Source organism: Kitasatospora sp. YST-16 (genome assembly GCF_026802215.1).
GTDB classification, from domain to species: domain Bacteria; phylum Actinomycetota; class Actinomycetes; order Streptomycetales; family Streptomycetaceae; genus Kitasatospora; species Kitasatospora cineracea.
Window position 1 is genome coordinate 1,702,194 of the sequence record NZ_CP113837.1, and the last position, 19,446, is coordinate 1,721,639.

The following is a 19,446-nucleotide window of genomic DNA, read 5'->3' on the forward strand; positions in this document are numbered from 1 at the left end:
TCCACGGCGGTCTTCCACGCCGGGAACGGCTCCCAGCTTATCCGCCGGGGCCGGACGGCTCCGGCGCGGCGCAGCCGCCGCGGCCGCCGGGCGCTGCGGTCAGGGGTGCAGGGCCAGGATCCGCTCCACGATGCGCAGGTACAGGGCGGTGTTGCGGATCAGGTCGTCCGCGTCCCGCGGCCCGGCGGCGCCGGCGATGCCCGCCTCGGCGGCGGCCCGGCGGCGGGCGCCGGCCGCGAAGTAGGCGGCCCACTCGGCGAGTTCGGGGGCGACCTCGGGCAGCAGCTCCCAGGCCGGGCGGATCGCCTGGCGGCGGCGCGGGTGGCGCACCGGGCGGCCGCGGACGGCGAGCACGGCGGCGGTGGCGCGCAGCGCGGCGAGGTGTGCGGTGGCGTAGCGCTCCAGCGGGTCCTGTCGGCCCCGGGCGTGCACCAGGGTGCGGTGCGCGTGCCGGAGCAGTTCGAGCGCGGCGGGCGAGGCCGAGCTGCGGCGCAGCACCGGGTGCGCGTCCCCGCCGCGGCCGGCCGGCAGGGTGGGCTGCTCGACGGCGGGCCGCCCGGGGTCGGGCCGCCCGGCGGCGGGTCGGTCGGCGGCGGATTGATCGACGGCAGGGCGGGCGACAGGCTCAGGACGGCTGATGGTCATGGGTCTCCCCCGTTCACTCCGGACCTTTGCCCGGACCGGTCGGTCCGCGCATGCATCCATCGTGAACGGGGGGTCTGACAACTCGGAGTCCCCCGACTCCGCGGGGTCCCCCGACCCCGTCCCGTCGTCCCCGTCCGGCCGGATCCCCAGGATCCCCCCCCGGGGGAGGGAGGGCCGGGCTCCGCCGCCCCGTGTCGGCGGTGCCCGGCCCTCCCGCTCCGGCCGCTGGTCGCGCTCCGGGCCTGTGGTGCGGGCCGTCGTTCCCCCGGACCGGCGGCCTGCCCAGAGCGCTCCCGGGTGGCTCCGCCCGGCGGCGGCCTTCCCGGTGCGCACTACTCTGCCGCCGGGCGGGAGCGGTGGGTATCCGTGCGGGTACTCAACCGGCGATCTGAGTACGGATACTCAGTCCGCCCGGTCGGCCTCCCCTCCCGGGCCGTCGGCCGGGCCGGGTACGGTGGCCGCGTCCCGTCCGAGGTCCGGGCGGGTACGGGGAGGGGGCCGCGGTGGGAGCCGTTCCGCTGATCTTCACCAGCGGCTGGGCGAGCGGGATCAACGCCTACGCCGTGGTGCTGCTGCTGGGCCTGTTCGGCCGCTTCGGCGGGGCCGACTCGGTGCCGCCGGTGCTGGAGCGCACCGACGTGCTCGTCGCCGCCGGGGTGCTGTTCCTGTGCGAGGCGGTGCTGGACAAGATCCCTTACGTGGACAGCGTCTGGGACGTCGTCCACACCTTCGTCCGGCCGGTCGCGGGCGCGACGGTGGGCGCCCTGCTGGCCGCCCACGACCCGGGCTCGCTCGGCGAGGTCGCGGCCGGGGCCCTCGGCGGCACCACCGCCCTGGTCAGCCACGGCGTCAAGGCGGGCCTGCGGATGGCCGCCAACACCTCGCCCGAGCCCGCCTCCAACATCCTGCTCAGCCTCGCCGAGGACCTCTCGGTCGCGGGCCTGGTCACCCTGGCGATCTTCCACCCCTGGCTGGCCGCGTCCACCGCCGCGGTGCTGCTCGCCCTCGGCGTGCTGGTGGTCTGGTTCGCGGTCTCCCGGATCCGCCGCTTCTGGCTCCGCCGCCGGGAGCGCCGGCTGGCCCGCGCCGCCGCGGCGGCCTGAGGCCGGGACCGGGGCCCGGCCCGGGGGCGCATAGGATCTGCTGCCATGGCTCGGATCATCGTCGTCGGTGCAGGCATGGGCGGACTGGCCGCCGCTTCGCGGTTGGGCACGCTCGGGCACCGGGTGACGGTGCTGGAGGCCGCCGGGACGCACGGGGGGCAGGTCGGGGCGTACCGGCGGGACGGGTTCGGGTTCAACACCGGGCCGGGGCTGCTCGCGCTGCCCGCCGTCTACCGGGACCTGGCGCTGAAGACCGGGCGGGAGCCGTTGGAGCAGCTGGTCGGGCTGCGGCCGGTCGACCCGGAGAGCCGGCACCTGTTCCCGGACGGGACGGAACTGCTGCTGCCGAACGCCTCCCGGGGCGGGGTGGGCCAGGCACTGGACGCGGCGTTCGGCGCGGGGACGGGCGCCCGCTGGGGCGAACTGCTCAACCGGGGGCGGACGGTGTGGGAGGCCACCCGGCGCCCGCTGCTGGAGGAGCCGCGCCCGGCCGCCGACCCGGCGGACCCGTACCCGGTGCCGCCGCGGCGCGGGCTGTCCCGGCTGCTGCCGCGCGGGCGGCACACCCTGGCCGACGCGGCCCGGGAGCTGGGCGGCGGCCCGGGCCCGGCCGCGCTGCTGGGCGAGTACGCGCTGCGGTACGGCCTGGACCCGCGGTCCGCGCCCGCCTCGGCGACGGTGCTGCCGTACATGGAGCAGTCGTTCGGCGTCTGGTACGTGGACGGCGGGCTGCGGGCGCTGGCCGACGCGGTGTTCGAGCGGTGCGGGAAGCGCGGGGTGGAGTTCCGGTTCGACACCCCGGTGCGGGCCCTGGAGCAGGACGGCGACCGGGTGGTCGGCGTCCGCACCGACCAGGGGGTGCTGGCCGCGGACGCGGTGCTCTCCGCCGTCCCCGGCCTGGGGGTGGCCGAGCCCGCCGCGCCCGCGCCGGGCCGGTTCACGGTGCTGCTCGCGCTGGACGGCGCCCGCCCGGCCGGCACCGCGCACCGCACCGTGGTGCACGCCGCGGACCCGGCGGCCGAGGCCCGCGCGGTGTTCGCCGGACGGGCGCTGCCGGACCGGCCGACCGTGCAGGTGCTGCGCCCGGACGACCCGGCGCTGGTGCCCGGCCCGGACGCGGAGGCGGCCGTGCTGACCGTCACGGTGCCCGCCGGACTCACCCTCTCCGACGCCGAACGGGACGCCTACGCCGGGCGGTTGCTCGACCACCTGGCCGCCGCGGGCCTGGACCTGCGCCCCCGGGTGCGCTGGCGGGAGACCCGGCTGACCGCCTCGGTGCCGGTGCCCTCGCTGGCCGGCGGCCACCTCGCCCAGGCCAACCGGCCGGGCCCGGCGGGCCTGTACCTGATCGGCGCGCACGCCCACCCGGGCGGCGGGCTGGCCCGGGTCGGGATGTCCGCCTCGATCACCGCCGGGCTGATCGGCCCGGCCTGACGGGGCGTCAGTACTGCTGCTGGTAGTACCAGTTCTGGTCCGGCGACTGCTGCTGCGACTGCTGCTGGGGCTGCGGCTGCTGCGGGATCCAGGGCTGCTGGTACTGCTGCTGGGTGTACGGGTCCTGGTAGACCGGCTGCCCGTACTGGTCGTAGCCGATCAGCTGCAACTGCGGCTGCTGCTCCGGCTGTTGCTGGAACTGCGGCTGCTGGAACTGCGGTTGGTACTGCTGCTGGTACTGCTGCTGGTCGGCCCACTGCTCCTGCTGGGCGTAGCCGTGGTCCTGCTGCTGGTAGCCGTACTCCTGCGGCGCCTGCTGGGCGTACTGCGGCTGCTGCGGGACCTGGTAGGCGTTCGGGTCGTCGGCGTAGACGCCCGCGTCGAGCTGCTGGAACTCCTCGTAGCCGGCCGAGCGGTCGTCGAACGGGTCGGCGGACTCGTCCTCGATCGGGCCGACCTCGCCGACCGGGGCGACCGGTTCCGGCTCGGCCGCGGCGGCGGCCGTCGCGCCGGTGGCGGCGGCCAGCAGCGGGACCTTCGCCAGCGGGCCGGGCAGGGCGCCGTCGGGGCGGCGCAGCGACCAGCCGACCGGGCGGCCGCGCTTGACCGAGCCGGTCACCAGCACCTGGCCGAGTCCGAACGCGGCGGCGCCCGCCGCTATCACCGGCAGCGAGGAGGTGCGCATCCCGGCGACCACGCCGAGGAAGCCGAGCAGCGCGAGCGCCCGCCAGTGCAGCGGGGCCCGGTGCTGGAGCAGGAGTTCGGCGGTCAGCCAGAGCGCGACCAGGGCCAGCGCGCCGTAGAGGAGCAGGTACCCGAAGCTCATCCCGCAACCTCCAGACGCCACCATCACCGCGCGGTTGCGGGCGACTGTACAGCCTCCGGGCGAACAGCACCGCATCCCGGACCGGGCCGTCCGCGCGGCCCGTGCTCAGCGGGTGTGCAGGCCCAGGTTCTGGTAGATCTCCAGCGTCGAGGTGGAGTGGTTGAGGGTGATGAAGTGCAGACCGGGGGCGCCCTCCGCGAGGAGGCGCTCGGCCATCGCGGTGGCGTGCTCCAGGCCCGCCGCGCGGACCGCGACCGGGTCGTCGGCGACGGACTCCAGCTTGCGCCGGAAGTCGGGCGGGAAGTCGGAGCCGGACAGCTGCGGGAAGCGCACCAGCTGGCGGATGTTGGTGACCGGCATGATCTCCGGGATGATCGGGGTGTCGCAGCCGGCCGCGGCGACCCGGTCGCGCAGCCGCAGGTAGTCCTCGACCTCGAAGAACATCTGGGTGATCGCGTAGTCCGCGCCGGCCCGGCACTTGGCGACGAAGTGCCGGATGTCCTCGTCCCAGTTCTCCGAACGCGGGTGCATCTGTGGGAACGCCGCGACGCCCACGCAGAAGTCGCCGATGTCCTTGATCAGTCCGACCAGTTCGGCGGCGTAGCTGACGCCCTCGGGGTGGCGCACCCACTCGCCCATCGGGTCGCCGGGCGGGTCGCCGCGGACCGCGAGCACGTTGCGCACGTTCTGGTCGGCGTACTGGCCGATGATGTTGCGCAGTTCGGCCACCGAGTGGTCGACGGCGGTGAGGTGGGCGACCGGGGTCAGGGTGGTCTCGGTGGCGATCCGGCCGACCAGGTCGACGGTGCGGCCGCGCGAGGAGCCGCCGGCGCCGTACGTCATGCAGACGAAGTTCGGTTCCAGGCACTCGACCCGGCGGATCGCGTCCCAGAGCTTGCGCTCGCCCTCGTCGTTGCGCGGCGGCATGAACTCGAAGGAGAAGGAGCGGTCGCCTGCCGCCAGCAGGTCGCGCACGGTCTGTGCGCGGTCGCTTCTGGTGGAGGGAATGCCGAGTGCCATGCAGGCAGGTTAGCCGTCGGCGGCGCGGCCCGGACAAACGACGTCCAGCAATTGAGACACCATGTGAGATTTCCGGCCGCGGGCCGGGCCGCCCCGCGCGCGCCGGGCCCGGCCTCGGTGGAACGGGGCACCCGACCGCGCACGTTAATCTGACTGTCAGCCCCCTCGATCCGGAGTTCCAGGTGCCCCCCTCCATCCGCCTTCCCCGCAACCCCGTCGACGCGGAGGACGTGCGCGAGCGCGTGAACACCACCCTCGGCGCGTTCATGGCCGAGCGGGCCGCCCTGCTCTCCGGCATCTCCGACGACCTCGGCCCGGTCGCCGACGCCCTGCGCGACTTCCTGCTCGACGGCGGCAAGCGGCTGCGCCCCGCGTTCTGCTACTGGGGCTGGCGGGCGGCCGGCGGCGCCGATGACGAACCCGGCATCGAACGGGCCGCCGCCGCACTGGAACTGCTGCAGGCCAGCGCCCTGGTCCACGACGACCTGATGGACCGCAGCGACACCCGCCGCGGCCTGCCCGCCGTCCACCGCCGTTTCGAGAACCTGCACCGGGCCGGCGGCTGGCGCGGCGACCGCGAACAGTACGGGGCGAGCGCGGCGGTCCTGCTCGGCGACCTGCTGCTGATCTGGTGCGACGAACTGTTCCAGCGCTCCGGGCTGCCGGTCGCCGCCGTCTCGGCCGCCAAGCCCGCCTTCGACCTGATGCGCACCGAGGTCATGCTCGGCCAGTACCTGGACGTGCTGGAGCCGGTCGCGGGCGACTCCACCGACGCCGGCGCGATCGACCGGGCCCGCACCGTCCTGCACTACAAGTCCGCGAAGTACACCATCGAACGCCCGCTCCAGGTCGGCGCGCTGCTGGCCGGCGCCGGACCCGACCTGGTCGACGCCCTCGGCTGCTTCGGCCTGCCGCTCGGCGAGGCGTTCCAGCTCCGCGACGACCTGCTCGGCGTCTTCGGCGACCCCGCCGTCACCGGCAAGCCCGCCGGCGACGACCTGCGCGAGGGCAAGCGCACCCTGCTCGTCGCCCACGCCATGCGCAGCCTGTGCCCGGCCGACGCCGCCCGCCTGGACGCCCGGCTCGGCGCCCCCGGCCTGGACGCCGGCGAGATCGCCGCCCTGCGCGACCTGATCACCCGCAGCGGCGCCCCCGAACTCGTCGAGGCCCGGATCGACGCCCTGCTCGCCGAGGCCCTGACCGCCCTCGACGCCGCCCCGATCGCCGACGGCCCGACCCGCGAAGTGCTCCGGGCGCTGGCCGACGCCGCCACCGTCCGCAAGTACTGACGGGCCGTCAGGAAGCCCGGCGCCGCCACCAGCGGCGCGAGGCCAGCGCCGCCAGCGCCGCCCCGACCGCGTTCAGCAGCACGTCGTCCACCGAGGAGACCCGGTCCAGCCGCAGCACGTACTGGGCCGTCTCCACCAGCACCGAACCCGCCGCCCCCAGCGCCAGCACCCGCCGCACCGAGGCCAGCGCCGCGAACCGCAGCGGCGCCAGGAACCCGAACGCCGCGAACACCAGCATGTTGCCGACGATCTGCGCCACCGCGGTCGCCGGCGGCCCGGCGCCGACGATCTCCGCGATGTCGTGCAGCGGCACCAGGTTCACCCGGCGGCGCGGACCGCCCGGGTCGACGCCCGGCAGCAGGATCATCCACACCCACGGCACCGTCCCGTAGACCATGCCGACCTCGGCCAGCGCCGAACGCCGCGCCCACCCCGCCGCCACCCCGGCCGCCCGGCGGCGACGGGCCAGCGCCCACACCGCCAGCACCGCCACCGGCAGCGCGGCCGCCGCCAGGAACACGATCCCGTTGACCGTCCCCACCCAGCCGTTCCACCCGGCGTGGTCACCGAGCGGCCGCTGGGCGAGGAACGCGACGGCGGCGGCGCCGAGCAGCGCCGGCACGAGGAGCGCCACCCGGCGGGCGCGACGGGCGGCGGACAGGGTCTGATCCATGCCTGCACGGAGTACCGCCCGGCCCCGCCCGGTTCCCGCCCGGGACCGGATCTTCCCCGGCTGCCCTCCGCTCCGCGGTTCCCGACCGGGGACGGGGCTTTCCTCTTGGACCGGATCTTCCCCCGACTGCCCTTCCGCCCCGCGCAGTTCCCCGCGCCCCTGACGGGGCTCGGGGCGCGGGAGTTGACAGGGGCGGGGAGCGGTCGGGCCGGAAGGCCCTAGCGGAGGCGGGCCGCCAGGGCGGTTGCGGCGGCGCGGGGGTCTTCGGCGGCGGTGAGGGCGCGGACGACGACGATGCGGGTGGCGCCGGCGGCCAGGACCTGGTCGAGGTTGCCGGCGTCGATGCCGCCGATGGCGAACCAGGGGCGGTCGGGGCGGCGGGCGGCGGCGTGGCGGACCAGGTCGAGGCCGGGCGCGTGGCGGCCGGGCTTGGTGGGGGTGGGCCAGACCGGGCCGGTGCAGAAGTAGTCGACGCCGGGTTCGGTGAGCGCGGTGTCGACCTCGGTCTCGCTGTGGCAGGAGCGGCCGATCAGCACGTCCTCGCCGAGGATGCGGCGGGCGACGGCGACCGGCAGGTCGTCCTGGCCGAGGTGCAGCACGTCGGGGCGGGCCCCGTACGCGACGTCGGCGCGGTCGTTGACGGCGAGCAGCTTGCCGTGGCGCCGGGCGGCGTCGGCGAAGACCTCCAGGTGCTCCAGCTCCTGCTTGGCCTCCAGGCCCTTGTCGCGGAGCTGGACGATGTCGACGCCGCCGCTGAGCACCGCGTCCAGGAACTCGGGCAGGTCGCCCTGTTCGCGGCGGGCGTCGGTGCAGAGGTAGAGCCGGGCGTCGGCCAGGCGCTGCCGGGCGGTGGGTGCGGCGGTCACAGGGCCATGGCCTGGGCGCGGCGCTTGACCTCGGTGCCGCGGTTCTCGCGCAGGGCCTGGATCGGGCTGCCGGGCAGGGAGTCGTCCTCGGTGAACATCCACTCGAGGATCTCCTGGTCGGAGAAGCCGCAGTCGCGCAGCACGGTGAGGGTGCCGGCCAGGTGCTTGACCAGGCCGTCGTCCTCGATGAAGTCGGCGGGGACCTGCAGGGAGTTGTTGGGGCCGCGGCGGACGGCCAGCAGGGTGCGGTTCTTCACCATGGCGCGGACCTCGGTGATCACCACGCCCCACCGCTCCGAGATGTCGGGCAGGTACAGCCACGCGGGGACCAGGGCGTCAATCTTGGGATCAATCTCGCTCACTCCCCCAGCCTAGGCGCTACCGGGCCGCCGCCTTCAACTGGACGGCCGGGTCGGCGGCCCGGGCCGGGTCGAGTGCGCCGCCGCGTTCGATCAGGCGGCGGCCCTGGGCCAGGTCGCGCGGCCGGTCGACGGCGAGCAGCGCGACGAGTGCGCCCTCGCGCAGCCAGAGCACCGTCCAGTCGGGGTCGGACGGGGAGCCGCGCCACAGCAGGTGGTCGGCCCCGGCGTGCCGGCCGGCGTACTGGACCATGCGGCCGAACTGCTCGGACCAGAAGTAGGGGACGGGGTCGTAGGGGGCGTCCAGGGTGCCGAGCAGCGAGGCCGCGGCGGCGGCGCCGGAGTGCAGGGCGTGGTCCCAGTGCTGGACGGCGAGCCGGGTGCCGGAGCGGGCGGAGGGGTAGGAGGCGCAGTCGCCGACCGCGAGGACGCCGGGCAGGGCGGTGCGCAGCCGGTCGTCGACCGGGATCGTGCCGTCGGGGTCGGGGACGAGCGGGCCGCCGCGCAGCCAGTCGGTGGCGGGGGCGGCGCCGATGCCGACCAGGACCTCGTCGGCGGGCAGGTGGGTGCCGTCGGCGAGCAGCACCCCGCCGTCGGCGGCTCCGGCGACGCCGGCGCCGCAGCGCAGGTCGACGCCGGCGGCGGCGTACCAGTCGGCCATCAGGGCGCCGAGTTCGGCGGGCAGGGCGCCGGCCAGCGGGGTGGCGGCGGCTTCGACGACGGTGACCTCGCAGCCGAGGTGGCGGGCCACGGTGGCGGTCTCGGCGCCGATCCAGCCGGCGCCGACCAGCACGATCCGGCGGCCGGGGGTGAGGGCGGCGCGCAGCGCGTGGGCGTCGTCGACGGTGCGCAGGGTCCGGGCGCCGGGCAGGCCGGGGAGGGTGCGGGGTGCGGCGCCGGTGGCGATCACCAGGGCGTCGTACGGGAGTTCGCCGCGGTCGGTGTGCAGGACGCCGTCGGCCAGGCCGGTGGCGCGGCGGCCGGTGAGCAGGTCGACGCCGAGGCCGTGCCAGTCGATCTCGAAGGCGGTGGCGTCGGTCTTGCCGAGCAGCACGTCCTTGGAGAGCGGGGGCCGGTCGTAGGGGAGGTGGAGTTCCGCGCCGACCAGGGCGAGCGGGCCGTTCCAGCCGCCCTGCCGCAGGTTGAGGGCGGTCTGGGCGCCCGCCATGCCCGCGCCGACCACGACGACCCGGTCCGTTGCCTTCAGCTCAGCCACCACGGCGTCCACCCTACTCACCGGCGCCGTCCACCCTGCGTACGCGCCTTCGGGCGGCGGCGGGGGCGGCGTTAAGGTGGGGGGTACTTACACGGGAGCCCGGTGCACCGGGCTGAGAGGCGGGCTGTGGCGGCCCGCGACCGTCCGAACCTGATCCGGGTCATGCCGGCGAAGGGAGAATCAGCGGCTGTGGCACCTTCCGACGCGCCTGACGTGCTGGTGGTCGGCGGCGGCATCATCGGTCTCGGCGTGGCCTGGCGCACCGCGCAGCGCGGCCTGTCCGTCGCGGTGGTCGACCCGCACCCGGGTGGCGGTGCGGCGCAGGTCGCCGCGGGCATGCTCGCCCCCGTCACCGAACTGCAGTACGGCGAGGAGCCGTTGCTGCGGCTGGGGATGGCGTCGAACGAGCGGTACGCCGCGTTCGCCGCCGAACTGACCGAACTGACCGGGCTGGACACCGGCTACCGGGCCACCGGCACGCTGGCGGTGGCGCTGGACTCCGACGACCGCGCGGAGCTGCGCGAACTGCACGCCTTCCACGGCCGGTTGGGCCTGGCCTCGGAGTGGCTGACCGGCCGCGAGTGCCGCCGGCTGGAGCCGATGCTGGCGCCGGGCGTGCGCGGCGGGCTGCACGTCGCCGACGACCACCAGGTGGACGGGCGCCGGCTGGCCGCCGCGCTGGTCGCCGCCTGCGCGCTGGCGGGCGTGGCCTTCCACCGGGCGGAGGCCGCCGAGCTGCTGGTGGCGGACGGCCGGGCCGCCGGCGTGCGGCTGTCGACCGGCGAGCGGCTGGCGGCGGGGCGCACGGTGCTGGCCGCCGGTTCGCGCAGCCACCTGCTGCCGGGCCTGCCGGACGGGGTGCTGCCGGCGATCCGCCCGGTCAAGGGGCAGGTGCTGCGGCTGCGGATGCCCACCGCGTACGGGCCGTTCCTGTCCCGGAACGTGCGGGCGGTGGTGCGCGGGCAGCACCTGTACCTGGTGCCGCGGGCCGACGGCGAGCTGGTGGTCGGCGCGACCACCGAGGAGCTGGGCCACGACACCACCGTCACCGCGGGCGGCGTCTACGAGCTGCTCCGCGACGCGCACGAACTGGTGCCCGGCATCACCGAGTTGCCGCTGGTGGAGACCTGCGCGGGCCTGCGTCCGGGCTCCCCCGACAACGCTCCGGTGCTGGGCCCGACCGCGCTGGCCGGCCTGGCCGCCGCCACCGGGCACTACCGCAACGGCGTGCTGCTCACCCCGGTCACCGCCGACCTGCTCGCCGACTACCTGGCCACCGGCGAACTGCCCGCCCTGGCAGCCGACTTCACCCCTGACCGCTTCGCCCCGAAGGTCCCCGCATGAACACCGTCGCCCTGACCGTCAACGGCGAGCCGCGCACCCTGCCCGCCACCACCACGCTGGACGTGGTGGTCGCCGAGGTGTCGGCCGCCAACACCGGCGTCGCCGCCGCCGTCAACGAGGCCGTGGTGCCCCGCAGTTCGTGGCCCGCCACGACCCTCGGCGAGGGCGACCGGGTCGAGATCCTCACCGCCGTCCAGGGAGGCTGAACCATGGCGGACGACGCACTCGTCATCGGCGGGACCACCTTCGACTCCCGCCTGATCATGGGCACCGGCGGCGCCCCCAGCCTGGAGGTGCTGGAGCAGGCGCTGCGGGTCTCCGGCACCGAGCTGACCACGGTGGCGATGCGCCGGGTCGACACCGCCACCCAGGGCTCGGTCCTGGAGGTGCTGGCCCGCAACGGCATCCGGGTGCTGCCCAACACCGCGGGCTGCTACACCGCGGGCGAGGCGGTGCTGACCGCCCGGCTGGCCCGCGAGGCGCTCGGCACCGACTGGGTGAAGCTGGAGGTGATCGCCGACGAGCGGACCCTGCTGCCCGACCCGATCGAACTGCTGGACGCCGCCGAGACGCTGGTCGACGACGGCTTCACCGTGCTGCCGTACACCAACGACGACCCGGTGCTGGCCCGCAAGCTGGAGGACGTGGGCTGCGCGGCGATCATGCCGCTGGGCTCGCCGATCGGCTCCGGCCTGGGCATCCGCAACCCGCACAACTTCCAGCTGATCGTCGAGGCGGCGAACGTCCCGGTGGTGCTGGACGCGGGCGCGGGCACCGCCAGCGACGTCGCGCTGGCGATGGAACTCGGCTGCTCCGCCGTCATGCTGGCCTCCGCGGTGACCCGCGCCCAGGAGCCGGTGCTGATGGCGGAGGCGATGCGCAAGGCCGTCGAGGCGGGCCGGCTGGCCCACCGCGCGGGCCGGATCCCGCGCCGCTACTACGCCGAGGCGTCCTCCCCCACCGCGGGCCTGGCCGACACCCGCGAGCGCCCCGCGTTCTGACGCCCCCGGCCGCCGCGTGTCCCGGTTCGGGAACGGTTCGCCCGGCGGCCGTGCCCGGACCGCGGGCGGGCTGCCAGCATGGCAGCACCGTACGGGAACCGGGGGGGATCTCATGGTGGGGGCGGACAGCCGCGAGGCGGACGTGCTGGGCGCGGTGCTGGCCTGCGGCCCGGTGGCGCTGCTCGACGGCTGGGCGCTGTCCCAGGCCCTGGGCACCCGGGCGGCGGGGCTGGTCCTGGTGCTGATGGTCCCGGTGCTGATCGGCGCCGGGATCGGTGCGGGCACCGCGCGGCCGGGCTCGCCGCCCTCGGTGCGGCTGCTGCGGGCCGGGATCGGCGCCCTGGTCGCGCACCTGCTGCTGGCCGCCCTGCTGCTGGTGCTGTTCGCGCTGCGCCGCCCCGCCGACGGGCCCGTCCCGATACCGAACCCCTAGACTCCTCAGGTGGACATGACCCTCGACGACCCCCTGCACGGCGTGCTGCTCGACGGCCGCTACCGGGTCGAGCAGCGGATCGCGGTGGGCGGCATGTCGACCGTCTACCGGGGCACCGACACCCGGCTGGACCGCACCGTGGCGCTGAAGGTGATGCACCCCTCCCTGGCGGGGGACGGCGAGTTCACGGCCCGCTTCATCCGGGAGGCGAAGGCGGTGGCCCGACTCGCGCACCCGAACGTGGTGAACGTGCTGGACCAGGGCGCCGACCCGCAGGCGGTGTTCATGGCGATGGAGTACGTCCCCGGCCGCAACCTGCGCGACGTGCTGCGCGACCGCGGCGCGCTGTCGGTGCGGGCCGCGCTGGACGTGCTGGAGCCGGTGCTGGCGGCGCTCGGCGCGGCGCACCGGGCCGGGCTGGTGCACCGGGACGTCAAGCCGGAGAACGTGCTGATCACCGACACCGGCATGGTGAAGGTCGCCGACTTCGGCCTGGTCCGGGTGCTGGCGGGCGCCGACTCGACGGCCGCCTCGACCACCGGGACCGGGCAGCTGCTGGGCACCGTCTCCTACCTGGCGCCGGAGCAGATCCGCCAGGAGCCCACCGACCAGCGGGTGGACGTCTACGCGACGGGCATCCTGCTGTACGAGATGCTGACCGGCGGCAAGCCGCACACCGGGGAGAACGCCGCCCAGGTGATGTACCGGCACCTGCACGAGGACGTCCCGCCGCCGTCCCGGACCGCCCCCGCGGTGGGCCCGGAGCTGGACGCGATAGTGGCCGCCGCGACCGCCCGCGACCCGCAGGCCCGCCCGTGGGACGCGGTGGAGCTGCTGGCCTCGGTGCAGCGGGCCCGCCGCTCGCTGCCCGCCGCGCAGCTGGACGCCGAGCCGCCCGCCTCGACCCGGCCCACCCCGCGCTACGGCCCGGGCGAGGCCACCGCCGTGATCGAGAAGGTCCCGGCACTGGAGCGCACCAGCGTGCTGGAGGTCCCGCCGGAACTGCTGCCGCCGGTGCGCCCGGTGGTGAACGACGACCCGCCGCGCGGCCTGCCCGGCCGGGCCCTGCGCTCGGGCTTCGGCCGCCGCCCGCTGATCTGGTCGGCGGTGCTGGCGGTGGTGCTGCTGCTGGTCGGCGGGGTGACGTACGCGCTGTCCAGCGCGGTGTACGCGACGGTGCCGAGCGTGCTGGGGCAGAGCCGGGAGCAGGCGTCGGCGACGCTGGACGGGCAGGGCCTGCACGGGGCGTTCAGCGAGCAGTTCAGCGAGTCGGTGCAGGCCGGCCGGGTGATCTCCACCGACCCGGGGGTGGGCGTCCGGGTCCGCAAGAGCGACCCGGTGAAGGTGGTGCTCTCGCGCGGCCCGGAGCGGGTCCAGGTCCCGGACCTGGCGGGCCGTCCGCTGGCGGACGCCACCAAGGCGCTGGGCGGGGCCCGGCTGGTGGCGGGCGGGACCACCGAGGAGTTCAGCGACACCGTGCCGAAGGGCTCGGTGATCTCCACCGAGCCGGCGGCGGGCGCCGCCCTGTCGCCGAACTCGCCGGTGGCGCTGACCGTCTCGCAGGGCATGCACCCGGTGCCGGACGTCGGCGGGATGAGCAAGGAGGACGCGAGCAAGGCGATCCAGGACGCCGGGTTCGTGCCGCAGGTCGCCGGGCTGATCCCGATCGGCAAGGTCACCGGCCAGTCCCCGCAGGCGGGCACCCCGGCCCGGCAGGGCAGCACCGTGACGATCACCGTCAGCCTGTTCTAGCCGGTCGGCCTCAGCGCAGCGGGCCGTCCCCGGGCTGCTCCTGGTAGGAGTAGCGCTGCTCGCGCCAGGGGTCGGCCAGGTTGTGGTAGCCGCGCTCCTCCCAGAAGCCGCGCCGGTCGGCCCGCATGTACTCGACGGCGCGCACCCACTTGGGGCCCTTCCAGGCGTACAGGTGGGGCACCACCAGGCGGACCGGGAAGCCGTGTTCGAGGGTGAGCGGGCGGCCGTCGTGGTGGGTGGCGAAGACGGTGGCCGGGTCGGCGAAGTCGGCGAGCCGCAGGTTGGCGCTGTAGCCGTACTCGGCCCAGACCATCACGTGGGTGACGGCCGGGTCGGGCGGGACGAGGTCGAGCACGGTCCGCGCGGCGACGCCGGTCCACTCGTTGCCGAGCATCGAGAACTTGGTGACGCAGTGGAAGTCGCCGCGGACGGTGGTCTTGGGCAGCGCGTGGAAGGCGGTGAAGTCCCAACTGGCCTTCTCCGCGTCGGCGGTGGCCCCGAACACCTGGAAGTCCCAGCTCTCCGGCTTGAACCGGGGCACCGGCCCGTAGTGCAGGACCGGCCAGCCGCGCTGCGGGCGCTGCCCCGGGGGGAGCCTCGGGTCAGTCGGCGGCTGCGGTTCCGATCGGTGCTGACCCATGCCTCCATGGTGACAGACGGCGGACGGCGAATCGCGCGCGCCCCCGCCGCGCACCCCCGGCGGAAATCCGACCGCCGGAGGGGGGCACCGCACCCCGAATCCGCGCGCGCGTTCGGGCCAGATACCGCCGAACGGCCTAATCGATCCGACATCACCGCAGGTCAGAGCGGTGCGAAGCGGGCGGAAATACCGCCCGCGACCGCGTCTGTAAGCGTGAACTTACTGGAAGCGCACCCGTTCAACTGCCACGATGCGGGGCATCCGGACAGCGACCGGAATGCGCACAGGAAGGCAGGCCATGCAGGGCGACCCCGAGGTCATCGAGTTCCTCAACGAGCAGTTGACCGCCGAACTCACCGCCATCAACCAGTACTTCCTGCACGCGAAGATGCAGGAGAACTTCGGCTGGACCAAGCTCGCCAAGTACACCCGGCACGAGTCCTTCGACGAGATGAAGCACGCCGAGGTGCTGACCGACCGGATCCTCTTCCTGGACGGCCTGCCGAACTACCAGCGGCTGTTCCACGTCCGGATCGGGCAGACCGTCAAGGAGATGTTCGAGGCCGACCGGCAGGTCGAGGTCGAGGCGATCGACCGGCTGCGCCGCGGGATCGTGGTGATGCGCGCCAAGAACGACGTCACCTCGGCGAACATCTTCGAGTCGATCCTCGCCGACGAGGAGCACCACATCGACTACCTGGACACCCAGCTGGAGCTGCTGGACAAGCTCGGCGAGGCGCTCTACATCGCGCAGTTGATCGAGCAGCCCGAGAGCAGCTGAGCCGGGAGCAGCCGAGCGGGGGCAGCCGAGCCGGGGGCTGCGTCAGGCGGCCCTGGGGGCGCCCTCCGGGGCGGCTCCCGGGTCGGCCAGGCCGAGGCGCTCGGCCAGCCGGGCGGTGGGGCAGGGGCGGGCGCCGTGCTCGCCGAGCAGCGCCTGGATGCGCCGCACGCAGGAACCGCAGTCGGTGCCGGCCCGGCAGCCCTGGGCTATCTGGCGCGGGGTGCTGGCCCCCTCGTCGATCTTCTGCTTGACCTGGGCCTCGGTGACCGCATGGCACATGCACACGTACATGTGCGGCCCCTTCCACGTTCGGTGCGGTGTACTGAGCCTTACCTTACCTGGCGCTCCGGGTACGAAGAAGGCCCCTCCGCACCGGATCGCCCGGAAACGGAGGGGCCTTCGTCACATCTGCCGCTACGGCCTCACTGGCCGCGGTACATCTCGGCGACCAGGAACGCCAGGTCCAGCGACTGGCTGCGGTTGAGCCGCGGGTCGCAGGCCGTCTCGTAGCGCTGGTGCAGGTCGTCGACCAGCACCTCGTCGCCGCCGCCGACGCACTCGGTGACGTCGTCGCCGGTCAGCTCGACGTGGATGCCGCCCGGGTGGGTGCCGAGCGCGCGGTGCACCTCGAAGAAGCCCCGGACCTCGTCCAGCACGTCGTCGAACTTGCGGGTCTTGTGGCCGCTGGAGGCCTCGTAGGTGTTGCCGTGCATCGGGTCGGTGATCCACACGACCTGGGCGCCGGACGCGGTGACCTTCTCCACCAGGGTGGGCAGGTGGTCGCGGATCTTGCCCGCGCCCATCCGGGTGATGAAGGTGAGCCGGCCGGGCTCGCGCTCCGGGTCGAGCCGGTCGATCAGGGTCAGCGCGTCGTCCACCGTGGTGGTCGGGCCGAGCTTGACGCCGATCGGGTTGCGGATCCTGGACGCGAACTCGATGTGCGCGTGGTCCAGCTGGCGGGTGCGCTCGCCGATCCACACCATGTGGCCGGAGACGTCGTACAGCTCGCCGGTGCGCGAGTCGGTGCGGGTCAGCGCCGTCTCGTAGTCCAGGATCAGCGCCTCGTGCGAGGAGAAGAACTCGACCGTCTTGAACTCCTCCGGGGCCACCCCGCAGGCGTTCATGAAGGCCAGCGCCTGGTCGATCTCCCGGGCCAGCTGCTCGTAGCGCTGCCCCGCCGGGGAGTTGCGCACGAAGTCCTGGTTCCAGGCGTGCACCTGGCGCAGGTCGGCGTAGCCGCCGGTGGTGAAGGCGCGCACCAGGTTGAGCGTCGCCGCGGAGGCGTTGTACATCCGCTTCAGGCGCTCCGGGTCCGGGATCCGGGCCTCGGCGGTGAACTCGAAGCCGTTCACCGAGTCGCCGCGGTAGGTCGGCAGGGTGACGCCGTCGCGGGTCTCGGTGCTCTTCGAGCGGGGCTTGGAGTACTGGCCGGCGATCCGGCCGACCTTCACCACCGGCACGGACGCCGCGTAGGTGAGCACCGCCGCCATCTGCAGCAGGGTCTTCAGCTTGTTGCGGATGTGGTCGGCCGACACGGCGTCGAACGCCTCGGCGCAGTCGCCGCCCTGGAGCAGGAACGCCTCACCACGCGCGACGGCCGCGAGCCGGGCGCGCAGCTGGTCGCACTCGCCGGCGAAGACGAGGGGCGGATAGGAGGCGAGCTCGGCAAGGGTCTTGCGCAGAGCCTCTTGGTCCGGCCATTCAGGCTGCTGCGCCGCGGGCAGGGACTGCCAGGAGTGGTTAGTCACGGTCACAGGGCAAGGCTACGGGTTGGCACAACCGGATTGGGGATGCCGCCCGGTGGGTGAGACAGCTCGTGGACATCCGGCCGATCCCTCCCGCCGCCGCCCGCCGGTGGGCTAAGGTCGGCTCCGTGACCGCGACGCACACCTTCTCCTGGTGGTGGGCCAGCCCGTTGGGCGGCCCACGGATCGCGCGTCCCTAGCGACGAACGACGGCCGCCCTCCGGGGCGGCCGTCGACGTGTGTGTGCAGCGTCACGGCCTCCCGGAGGCGGCGGAACCCCCGCAGCGACCTCCCGGAAGGAACACCGCAGTCGTGACCACCACCACCGCCGACCTGCTCGCCCGGCTCACCGCCCCCGGCGCCCCGGCCTTCGCCCTGCTGCACCGCCGCGCCCCCCGGCTGGCCCCCGACACCGTCGAGCTGCTGATCGGCGAGGTCTCCGACCACGGGGCGCTGGCCGACCTGCCCGTCCCGGCCGGCGTCCCCGCCGGCGGCCCCCGGCACGACCTGCTGGCCCTCGTCCCGTACGCGCAGATCCGCGAACGCGGCTTCGCGGCCCGGCAGGACGGCACCCCGCTGCGGGCGCTGTCCGTCGAGGAGCAGTACGCGCTGCCGCTGGCCGGGGTGCTGGCCGCGCTGCCCGACGCGCCGGTTCGGCTGCGCGGCGGGGAGTTCGACATCGACGACGAGGAGTACGCGGAGATCGTCCGCCGGGTGATCGCCGACGAGATCGGGCGCGGCGAGGGCGCCAACTTCGTGATCCGGCGCGACTTCCGGGCCGAGCTGGCCGGGTACTCCACCGCCACCGCGCTCACCCTGTTCCGCCGCCTGCTGGAGCACGAGCGCGGCGCGTACTGGACCTTCCTGGTGCACACCGGCGACCGGGTGCTGGTCGGCGCCTCCCCCGAGGTCCACGTCCGGCAGTCCGGCGGCACCGTGGTGATGAACCCGATCTCCGGCACCTACCGCTATCCGGCCGCCGGCCCGACCGCCGAGTCGCTGCTCGAATTCCTGCACGACCCCAAGGAGTTGGAGGAGCTCACCATGGTGGTCGACGAGGAGCTGAAGATGATGTGCGCGGTCGGCGACCTCGGCGGGCAGGTGCTCGGCCCCCGGCTGAAGGAGATGTCGCACCTCGCACACACCGAGTACGAGCTGCGCGGCCGCACCTCGCTGGACGTCCGCGAGGTGCTGCGGGAGACCATGTTCGCCGCCACCGTCACCGGCAGCCCCGTGCAGAACGCCACCCGGGTCATCGACCGCTACGAGCGCGGCGGCCGCGGCTACTACTCCGGCGCGCTCGCCCTGATCGGCCGCTCCGCCAGCGGCGGCCAGCAGCTGGACTCGCCGATCTGCATCCGGGCCGCCGACATCGACCCCGCCGACGGCTCGCTGGTCGTCCGGGTCGGCGCCACCCTGGTCCGGCACTCCGACCCGCACTCCGAGGTCGCCGAGACGCACGCCAAGGCCGCCGGCGTGCTCTCCGCGATCGGCGCCCGCCCGGCCCGCTCCGCCCGGCAGAGCGCCGCCCGGCCCCGGCTCGGCGAGGACCACCGGGTGCAGGCCGCGCTCGACGCCCGCCGGGCCGGCCTGGCCCCGTTCTGGCTGCGGATGCAGCAGCCCGCCGCACCGCTGCCCGGCGCCGACACCCTGATCGTCGACGGCGAGGACACCTTCACCGCGATGCTCGCCCACCTGCTGCGCTCGCTCGGCCACACCGTCACCGTGCTCCGCCACGACACCCCCGGCCTGCGCGAGCGGGCCGCCGCCCACCCCGGCCCGCTGGTGCTCGGCCCCGGCCCCGGCAACCCGGCCGACCCGGCCGACCCGAAGATGGCGCTGCTGCGCCCGATCGTCGCCGACGCGCTGGCCGCCGCCCGCACCGGGACCCGCACCGCGCCGCTGCTCGCGGTCTGCCTCAGCCACCAGCTGCTCGCCGCGCAGCTCGGCCTGCCGCTGGCCCGCAAGGCCGTCCCCTACCAGGGCGCCCAGGAGAGCATCGACCTGTTCGGCACCCGCCGCACCGTCGGCTTCTACAACACCTTCACCGCCCGCTGCGACGACCAGGCCGCCGCCCGGCTGGCCGCCGAGGGCGTCGAACTCGCCCGGGACGCCCGCACCGGCGACGTGCACGCGCTGCGCGGGCCGGGCTTCGCCGGGCTGCAGTTCCACCCCGAGTCGGTGCTCACCCGGGAGGGGGTGCGGATCGTCGCCGACCTGCTGCGCACCGCCGCGGCCGTCGGCGGCTGAGACCGACCGACCGCCGCATGATCCCGCCGGTTCCGGAAAGGTATGGATCTCGCCGAACCTGACTGGTAT

The 19,446-nt window shown here is 75.0% G+C and carries 20 protein-coding genes and 1 riboswitch; of the genes, 10 read left to right on the forward strand and 10 right to left on the reverse strand.

Annotated features, from left to right (window positions below; all coding sequences use genetic code 11):
• Window positions 1–99: 99 nt before the first annotated feature.
• Window positions 100–645, reverse strand: coding sequence for an SAV_6107 family HEPN domain-containing protein (locus OU787_RS07700; RefSeq protein WP_244256735.1), 546 nt, complete (start codon window positions 643–645; stop codon window positions 100–102).
• Window positions 646–1,148: 503 nt separating this feature from the next.
• On the opposite strand from OU787_RS07700, the gene OU787_RS07705 reads away from it, so the two are divergent.
• Window positions 1,149–1,748, forward strand: a complete 600-nt coding sequence (locus OU787_RS07705; protein ID WP_030461026.1) for a DUF4126 domain-containing protein — start codon at window positions 1,149–1,151, stop codon at window positions 1,746–1,748.
• A gap of 45 nt (window positions 1,749–1,793) precedes the next feature.
• On the forward strand, window positions 1,794–3,182 hold the full coding sequence (locus OU787_RS07710; protein ID WP_268658914.1) for a phytoene desaturase family protein: 1,389 nt from the start codon (window positions 1,794–1,796) through the stop codon (window positions 3,180–3,182).
• Window positions 3,183–3,189: 7 nt separating this feature from the next.
• Here the strand turns inward: OU787_RS07710 and OU787_RS07715 are convergent, their stop codons facing one another.
• Window positions 3,190–4,008 (reverse strand): hypothetical protein, encoded by an 819-nt coding sequence (locus OU787_RS07715; protein WP_268658915.1) that lies wholly within the window; start codon window positions 4,006–4,008, stop codon window positions 3,190–3,192.
• A gap of 105 nt (window positions 4,009–4,113) precedes the next feature.
• Window positions 4,114–5,028: a methylenetetrahydrofolate reductase [NAD(P)H] gene (gene metF / locus OU787_RS07720; protein ID WP_030461023.1), complete on the reverse strand. Its 915-nt coding sequence runs from the start codon at window positions 5,026–5,028 to the stop codon at window positions 4,114–4,116.
• Between the two features lie 182 nt (window positions 5,029–5,210).
• Between metF and OU787_RS07725 the strand changes: the two genes are divergently transcribed.
• Window positions 5,211–6,317, forward strand: a complete 1,107-nt coding sequence (locus tag OU787_RS07725) for a polyprenyl synthetase family protein (RefSeq protein ID WP_268658916.1) — start codon at window positions 5,211–5,213, stop codon at window positions 6,315–6,317.
• A gap of 7 nt (window positions 6,318–6,324) precedes the next feature.
• Here OU787_RS07725 and OU787_RS07730 read toward each other — a convergent pair whose 3' ends face one another.
• The 4 genes from OU787_RS07730 to OU787_RS07745 form a co-directional block, all read right to left on the reverse strand.
• On the reverse strand, window positions 6,325–6,990 hold the full coding sequence (locus OU787_RS07730) for a VanZ family protein (RefSeq protein ID WP_268658917.1): 666 nt from the start codon (window positions 6,988–6,990) through the stop codon (window positions 6,325–6,327).
• Window positions 6,991–7,208: 218 nt separating this feature from the next.
• Window positions 7,209–7,856: a thiamine phosphate synthase gene (gene thiE, locus OU787_RS07735; RefSeq protein ID WP_030461020.1), complete on the reverse strand. Its 648-nt coding sequence runs from the start codon at window positions 7,854–7,856 to the stop codon at window positions 7,209–7,211.
• Window positions 7,853–8,218: an Rv2175c family DNA-binding protein gene (locus OU787_RS07740; RefSeq protein ID WP_030461019.1), complete on the reverse strand. Its 366-nt coding sequence runs from the start codon at window positions 8,216–8,218 to the stop codon at window positions 7,853–7,855. The genes thiE and OU787_RS07740 overlap by 4 nt, the downstream gene beginning before the upstream one ends.
• Before the next feature lie 16 nt (window positions 8,219–8,234).
• Entirely contained in the window at window positions 8,235–9,434 is a 1,200-nt protein-coding gene (locus OU787_RS07745) for an NAD(P)/FAD-dependent oxidoreductase (protein WP_268658918.1), read from the reverse strand.
• A gap of 78 nt (window positions 9,435–9,512) precedes the next feature.
• A riboswitch (TPP riboswitch) is annotated at window positions 9,513–9,625 on the forward strand.
• Between OU787_RS07745 and thiO the strand changes: the two genes are divergently transcribed.
• The 5 genes from thiO to pknB all read left to right on the forward strand — a co-directional run bounded on the left by thiO (window position 9,621) and on the right by pknB (window position 13,961).
• Window positions 9,621–10,775 carry a glycine oxidase ThiO gene (gene thiO / locus OU787_RS07750; protein ID WP_268658919.1) on the forward strand — a complete coding sequence of 385 codons (1,155 nt, stop codon included), beginning with the start codon at window positions 9,621–9,623 and terminating at the stop codon, window positions 10,773–10,775. It overlaps the preceding riboswitch by 5 nt.
• On the forward strand, window positions 10,772–10,981 hold the full coding sequence (thiS, locus tag OU787_RS07755; RefSeq protein ID WP_030461016.1) for a sulfur carrier protein ThiS: 210 nt from the start codon (window positions 10,772–10,774) through the stop codon (window positions 10,979–10,981). Before thiO ends, thiS begins: the two co-directional genes overlap by 4 nt.
• Window positions 10,982–10,984: 3 nt before the next feature.
• Window positions 10,985–11,776, forward strand: a complete 792-nt coding sequence (locus OU787_RS07760) for a thiazole synthase (RefSeq protein WP_030461015.1) — start codon at window positions 10,985–10,987, stop codon at window positions 11,774–11,776.
• Window positions 11,777–11,891: 115 nt separating this feature from the next.
• Entirely contained in the window at window positions 11,892–12,209 is a 318-nt protein-coding gene (locus tag OU787_RS07765) for a hypothetical protein (protein WP_268658920.1), read from the forward strand.
• 15 nt (window positions 12,210–12,224) lie between these two features.
• A complete protein-coding gene (gene pknB, locus OU787_RS07770) occupies window positions 12,225–13,961 on the forward strand; it encodes a Stk1 family PASTA domain-containing Ser/Thr kinase (protein ID WP_268661829.1) in 1,737 nt (578 codons plus the stop codon).
• 10 nt (window positions 13,962–13,971) lie between these two features.
• On the opposite strand, the gene OU787_RS07775 is transcribed toward pknB, so the two are convergent.
• Window positions 13,972–14,601 carry a sulfite oxidase-like oxidoreductase gene (locus tag OU787_RS07775; RefSeq protein WP_030461012.1) on the reverse strand — a complete coding sequence of 210 codons (630 nt, stop codon included), beginning with the start codon at window positions 14,599–14,601 and terminating at the stop codon, window positions 13,972–13,974.
• Between the two features lie 298 nt (window positions 14,602–14,899).
• On the opposite strand from OU787_RS07775, the gene bfr reads away from it, so the two are divergent.
• Window positions 14,900–15,382 carry a bacterioferritin gene (gene bfr / locus OU787_RS07780; protein WP_030461011.1) on the forward strand — a complete coding sequence of 161 codons (483 nt, stop codon included), beginning with the start codon at window positions 14,900–14,902 and terminating at the stop codon, window positions 15,380–15,382.
• A gap of 42 nt (window positions 15,383–15,424) precedes the next feature.
• Here the strand turns inward: bfr and OU787_RS07785 are convergent, their stop codons facing one another.
• A complete protein-coding gene (locus OU787_RS07785) occupies window positions 15,425–15,673 on the reverse strand; it encodes a (2Fe-2S)-binding protein (protein WP_030461010.1) in 249 nt (82 codons plus the stop codon).
• 131 nt (window positions 15,674–15,804) lie between these two features.
• A complete protein-coding gene (locus OU787_RS07790; RefSeq protein WP_030909098.1) occupies window positions 15,805–17,136 on the reverse strand; it encodes a class II 3-deoxy-7-phosphoheptulonate synthase in 1,332 nt (443 codons plus the stop codon).
• 303 nt (window positions 17,137–17,439) lie between these two features.
• Here OU787_RS07790 and OU787_RS07795 point away from each other — a divergent pair, with 303 nt between their 5' ends.
• Window positions 17,440–19,377, forward strand: a complete 1,938-nt coding sequence (locus tag OU787_RS07795) for an anthranilate synthase family protein (protein WP_268658921.1) — start codon at window positions 17,440–17,442, stop codon at window positions 19,375–19,377.
• Window positions 19,378–19,446: the final 69 nt, after the last annotated feature.

Bases quoted from the DNA above. Each gene is read 5' to 3' on its own strand.
- OU787_RS07700 (WP_244256735.1), bottom strand. From the start codon at position 645: ATGACCATCAGCCGTCCTGAGCCTGTCGCCCGCCCTGCCGTCGATCAA.
- OU787_RS07710 (WP_268658914.1), top strand. From the start codon at position 1,794: ATGGCTCGGATCATCGTCGTCGGTGCAGGCATGGGCGGACTGGCCGCC.
- OU787_RS07715 (WP_268658915.1), bottom strand. From the start codon at position 4,008: ATGAGCTTCGGGTACCTGCTCCTCTACGGCGCGCTGGCCCTGGTCGCG.
- metF (WP_030461023.1), bottom strand. From the start codon at position 5,028: ATGGCACTCGGCATTCCCTCCACCAGAAGCGACCGCGCACAGACCGTG.
- OU787_RS07730 (WP_268658917.1), bottom strand. From the start codon at position 6,990: ATGGATCAGACCCTGTCCGCCGCCCGTCGCGCCCGCCGGGTGGCGCTC.
- thiS (WP_030461016.1), top strand. From the start codon at position 10,772: ATGAACACCGTCGCCCTGACCGTCAACGGCGAGCCGCGCACCCTGCCC.
- OU787_RS07760 (WP_030461015.1), top strand. From the start codon at position 10,985: ATGGCGGACGACGCACTCGTCATCGGCGGGACCACCTTCGACTCCCGC.
- pknB (WP_268661829.1), top strand. From the start codon at position 12,225: ATGACCCTCGACGACCCCCTGCACGGCGTGCTGCTCGACGGCCGCTAC.
- OU787_RS07775 (WP_030461012.1), bottom strand. From the start codon at position 14,601: ATGGGTCAGCACCGATCGGAACCGCAGCCGCCGACTGACCCGAGGCTC.
- bfr (WP_030461011.1), top strand. From the start codon at position 14,900: ATGCAGGGCGACCCCGAGGTCATCGAGTTCCTCAACGAGCAGTTGACC.
- OU787_RS07785 (WP_030461010.1), bottom strand. From the start codon at position 15,673: ATGTACGTGTGCATGTGCCATGCGGTCACCGAGGCCCAGGTCAAGCAG.